General features: G+C 36.2%; 5 protein-coding genes. 3 read left to right on the top strand and 2 right to left on the bottom strand.

Going from position 1 to position 3,684, the window contains the following annotated elements; genetic code table 11:
- Positions 1 to 227 precede the first annotated feature (227 nt).
- From HPC40_RS08970 to HPC40_RS08960, 3 genes are all read left to right on the top strand, one after another.
- Positions 228 to 908 (top strand): XRE family transcriptional regulator, encoded by a 681-nt coding sequence (locus HPC40_RS08970; protein WP_208119159.1) that lies wholly within the window; start codon positions 228 to 230, stop codon positions 906 to 908.
- 89 nt (positions 909 to 997) lie between these two features.
- On the top strand, positions 998 to 2,026 hold the full coding sequence (locus HPC40_RS08965; RefSeq protein WP_208119158.1) for a hypothetical protein: 1,029 nt from the start codon (positions 998 to 1,000) through the stop codon (positions 2,024 to 2,026).
- A gap of 3 nt (positions 2,027 to 2,029) precedes the next feature.
- Positions 2,030 to 2,551, top strand: coding sequence for a hypothetical protein (locus HPC40_RS08960; protein ID WP_208119157.1), 522 nt, complete (start codon positions 2,030 to 2,032; stop codon positions 2,549 to 2,551).
- 139 nt (positions 2,552 to 2,690) lie between these two features.
- On the opposite strand, the gene HPC40_RS08955 is transcribed toward HPC40_RS08960, so the two are convergent.
- Entirely contained in the window at positions 2,691 to 3,026 is a 336-nt protein-coding gene (locus HPC40_RS08955) for a helix-turn-helix domain-containing protein (protein WP_208119156.1), read from the bottom strand.
- Positions 3,023 to 3,328, bottom strand: coding sequence for a DNA-binding protein (locus tag HPC40_RS08950; protein ID WP_235972373.1), 306 nt, complete (start codon positions 3,326 to 3,328; stop codon positions 3,023 to 3,025). Before HPC40_RS08950 ends, HPC40_RS08955 begins: the two co-directional genes overlap by 4 nt.
- Positions 3,329 to 3,684 lie beyond the last annotated feature (356 nt).

Genomic DNA, 3,684 nt, shown 5'->3' with positions numbered 1-3,684 from the left:
TGCATGATCATTAACACACTGGCTTGGCTAACGTTGCATAAGCGTGCTAACGCCTGCTGAGAGCCACAAATACTGATTGATTGTTGAATGGTCTTATTCATATTCACCTTTGTTATAGGATAAAACAAAACTTATAAAATATAATAAACTAAAAGTAATAATAATAAAACTATTATTTTTTGTTTTGTTATAACAAAGGTTATAAAATTGATAAAAAAGGGGGCTTTATGACTACACTTGCTGAACGCTTACAATACGCCATGCAGTTATCTAACATGAATCAAATCGAGCTAGGAGCTGCTGTTGGTGTTTCTCAAGCTGCAATCCATAAGATTTTAAAAGGTGATACAAAAAATCCTAAGAATATCCTTCAACTCGCAAAAGTTCTGAATGTATCTGCGGAGTGGCTAAGTACTGGGACTGGCGATATGGGATATGATTTCAGTAAAGTTCATAATGTATCTGTTGCTGAAGAAGTTGATGATGATCTGATTGATAATTATATAAGAATTGATCTGTATGACGTAAAACTTTCAGCAGGAAAAGGAAATCTTGCATGGTTCATTAATGACGATGATCCAGTCTTATTACGTCGTTCTTGGTTTAGAAGAAATAGTATCCACCCAGATACTTGCAAAGCCATGTATGTTAAAGGCAGTAGTATGACGCCTGAATTAGAAAATGGTGATACTGTCATCATTGACACTGCGGACACAGATATTGAGGACGGTGAAATCTACGCCGTATCCTTTAAACAAAGGCTTTTCATTAAAAGAATCATTAGAACAGAAGATGGCATCAGGCTTATCAGTGCCGCAGAAGGATATGAACCAATAGATATTGATGAAGATATGGCTGAATCTTCTGATTTTCATATTTTGGGGCGCAAAGTATGGCGTGGCGGTTGAGCACCGCACTTACCTGTGATGCAGTGTTTTTGGGTGGTGGAAAGAGTGAAAGTATATTGTTGTAATTTAATATTCTCGGGAGAAAAATAGTGAAAGCGACAATCAAACTTTATAAAATCAGTCGATGTGGGGTTTACAAACAAAACTCGCAGTTACCTGTATTTTTAGGGATTTCTGAATTACTCCAGGAGCTGTCAACGTGGGCAATAGGCAAGACGCTATCCGAAACTGACATTTTTAGAAATCCAAACAACGAAGGTTTTTGTACATATCTAGCAGATATTAGATCCTACAAGTATTCATATCTGTTGGTTATGTGGAATCAAGTTCCGTACACTAATGCAGGGGTTCTCTCATTGCCAAATACATCTAAAGTCGGGAGTATTAAAAAAGCTGACACGAATGCAGTGAAGGATAATTCAATTCCTGGCTATCCAACTTTTTTTTGGTTTTTACCAAAACAAAATACTTTTGCAACAATCTGTTTTAATACTACAACTAACGGTCGTTACGACATGGAGCAGTATCTAAAACAATTTATGAGAACATATTCTTCACATGTCGTAAAATCTATTGACAAGTCCCAAAAAGGTGTTGCTATCGAAGGATATTCAAACAATCCAAATGACAGTGAACAGCCAATTTATAAAAAACATCCTGTATTTTTATCTCGACCATATCCTTTATCTACTAATATAGAAAATATAGCAAAAAAAGCATACAAAATAAAAAAAATTACAAAAAAGGCAACAGCTAAATATAATAATGAAGTTACTAAAGCTTTTTTCCAAAAAGCTCTTGAGTTTTTTCAATTAATTAAGCCAAAAGCTAATAGTGCCGATGTTTTCTCAGTAAAAACTGAGGTGTCTACTCCGAATGGTTTAACTTCTAAGGATGTGATGGATCTCTATGCGGAATGGAGTAGCGATGTTAACTCAGTACATACATTAGACTATGGTTTTACGCTTGATGGTAAAAATTTATGGTTTAGCCATACAATAGCAAAATGGGAAGGGGAAATTTCTCTTTCATTTACAGAGCAAGATTCATTTGGTAATATGGAAAAGCTAATTGTTGAATTGGAAAACAAAAAAAGATCTATTTTATCAATCATTTAAAAGATGAATATATATAAAAAAGTTGCACTTGGTCTATCGATAGTCTTCTCTGTTGTACCGCCTTACTTTATCGGTGATAGAATAACGTTCTCAGACCAATGGCCCCTTTACGAATCATTGCGCACTACAGCTGCAATCATTTTTGCAGTTGTTGGTGCTTGGTTTGCCATAGTATATCCTGAAAAGTTAAAATCACCATTCAAGGGAGGAATAATAGACAATCAAAGTTCGGATGCTAGATTTCGTGCATTGTTTTCACCTATAGTCCATTCTACTGCTATTCTTTGTATCATCCTGTTTATTGGTATTCTTGCCCCAATTATGAAACAAATCCCGGCTTTACTAGAGTATAAGAACTATATGAGAGCGATCAGTTTTGGCTTTCTGTGTATATTGACTTTTTGGCAGATTTGGACTGTATTTATTACTCTGATTCCCGCCGATATAATAAAAAACCAAGCGGAAATAGAGAAAAATAGACAGAAGAATATCGATCACCTAATGAGCAAAACCAAACAGGAATAATAATGTTTTCGTTCTTAAGTCGCAATTAATCTCTTATCCGCCCCTTTGCGATACGGTTTCACTATCCGAAACTATATGACCACTGGGGCTTTTACCGCACTTTACCCACAAAAAAGCCACGCTGAACGTGGCTCTTGATTTAGCCCAACTCACCCACCAACTCAGGGCGTTTGCTTAACAGTTTAATCAATGCTGCTGCTGCGCCACTGGGATTGCGCTGCCCTCTTTCCCATGATTTTAGTGTATTCACAGAAATGCCCAGCTTCTCAGCAAACTTATTTTGACTTAAGCCTGCTTTATTGCGCGTTTCTACAATCGGGTGAACGTGAACAACCGTTTTGCGGGCATATTCTCCACGCTTCACTTGCTCCAACGCTCTCGTTAAACTTTCACGGATTGCTTCTGCATCAGGATCGTCTGCAATCACGGCATCAACCATTTTGCTTACATCCCAGTTTTTAATCTCATTATTCATACATTCCCCCTTAAATGCTTTGTTTCCTTTGTGGAGATATTTTCTTTTACGTTTTTCGTGTAAATATCCAACATCAAAACTTGACCATCATCAAGCAGATTAAAATAGATAACCCTTGCGCCACCCCGTTTTCCTTTCCCTAACGCTTGCCAACGAATCTTGCGTAATCCGTTTGAATGAGGGATAACATCGCCCTCCAGTGGATTACGTGCAACGTGTGCAAAAAACATTGACCGCTCTTCTTCCGTCCAAATTTTTTTGACTTTCATTTTAAAGTCTTCAGTTTCAATGATGGTGTACATATTTTCTTATTAAAAGGTTACTATGCACCCCATTATAGAGACACAAAGCACACCAGTAAAGCTTTTTTTATGAGTTCGAGAAACTGCCTCAACCCGAACTAAACACCGCCGTTAGTTCGACTTCATACGAAAAAGTGCGGTTTTGCCTCATGTCAGCAAAAAATTTCAAAATAAATTTCCTTAAAAATCAAACAAATAAAACATTTGTTATAAATAATTAATAATTTTTGTTATTTTATTCTTTACTCAATATAACTTTTATTATAATATACACCCATCAAAACGAGATACATATCTCAACGCTCTTTAAATTGATGGAATAAGTGGAATTAAGTTAGTGTGTTAATGATCATGCA

Source organism: Spirabiliibacterium falconis (genome assembly GCF_014885015.1).
GTDB classification, from domain to species: Bacteria; Pseudomonadota; Gammaproteobacteria; order Enterobacterales; family Pasteurellaceae; genus Spirabiliibacterium; species Spirabiliibacterium falconis.
The sequence above is the reverse complement of the archived record's forward strand: the minus strand, read 5'-3'. Positions and strand labels throughout refer to the sequence as shown.

What these genes read in the sequence shown, in the direction of transcription:
- HPC40_RS08960 (WP_208119157.1), top strand. Translation starts at nt 2,030, where the DNA reads ATGAATATATATAAAAAAGTTGCACTTGGTCTATCGATAGTCTTCTCT.
- HPC40_RS08970 (WP_208119159.1), top strand. Translation starts at nt 228, where the DNA reads ATGACTACACTTGCTGAACGCTTACAATACGCCATGCAGTTATCTAAC.
- HPC40_RS08955 (WP_208119156.1), bottom strand. Translation starts at nt 3,026, where the DNA reads ATGAATAATGAGATTAAAAACTGGGATGTAAGCAAAATGGTTGATGCC.
- HPC40_RS08950 (WP_235972373.1), bottom strand. Translation starts at nt 3,328, where the DNA reads ATGTACACCATCATTGAAACTGAAGACTTTAAAATGAAAGTCAAAAAA.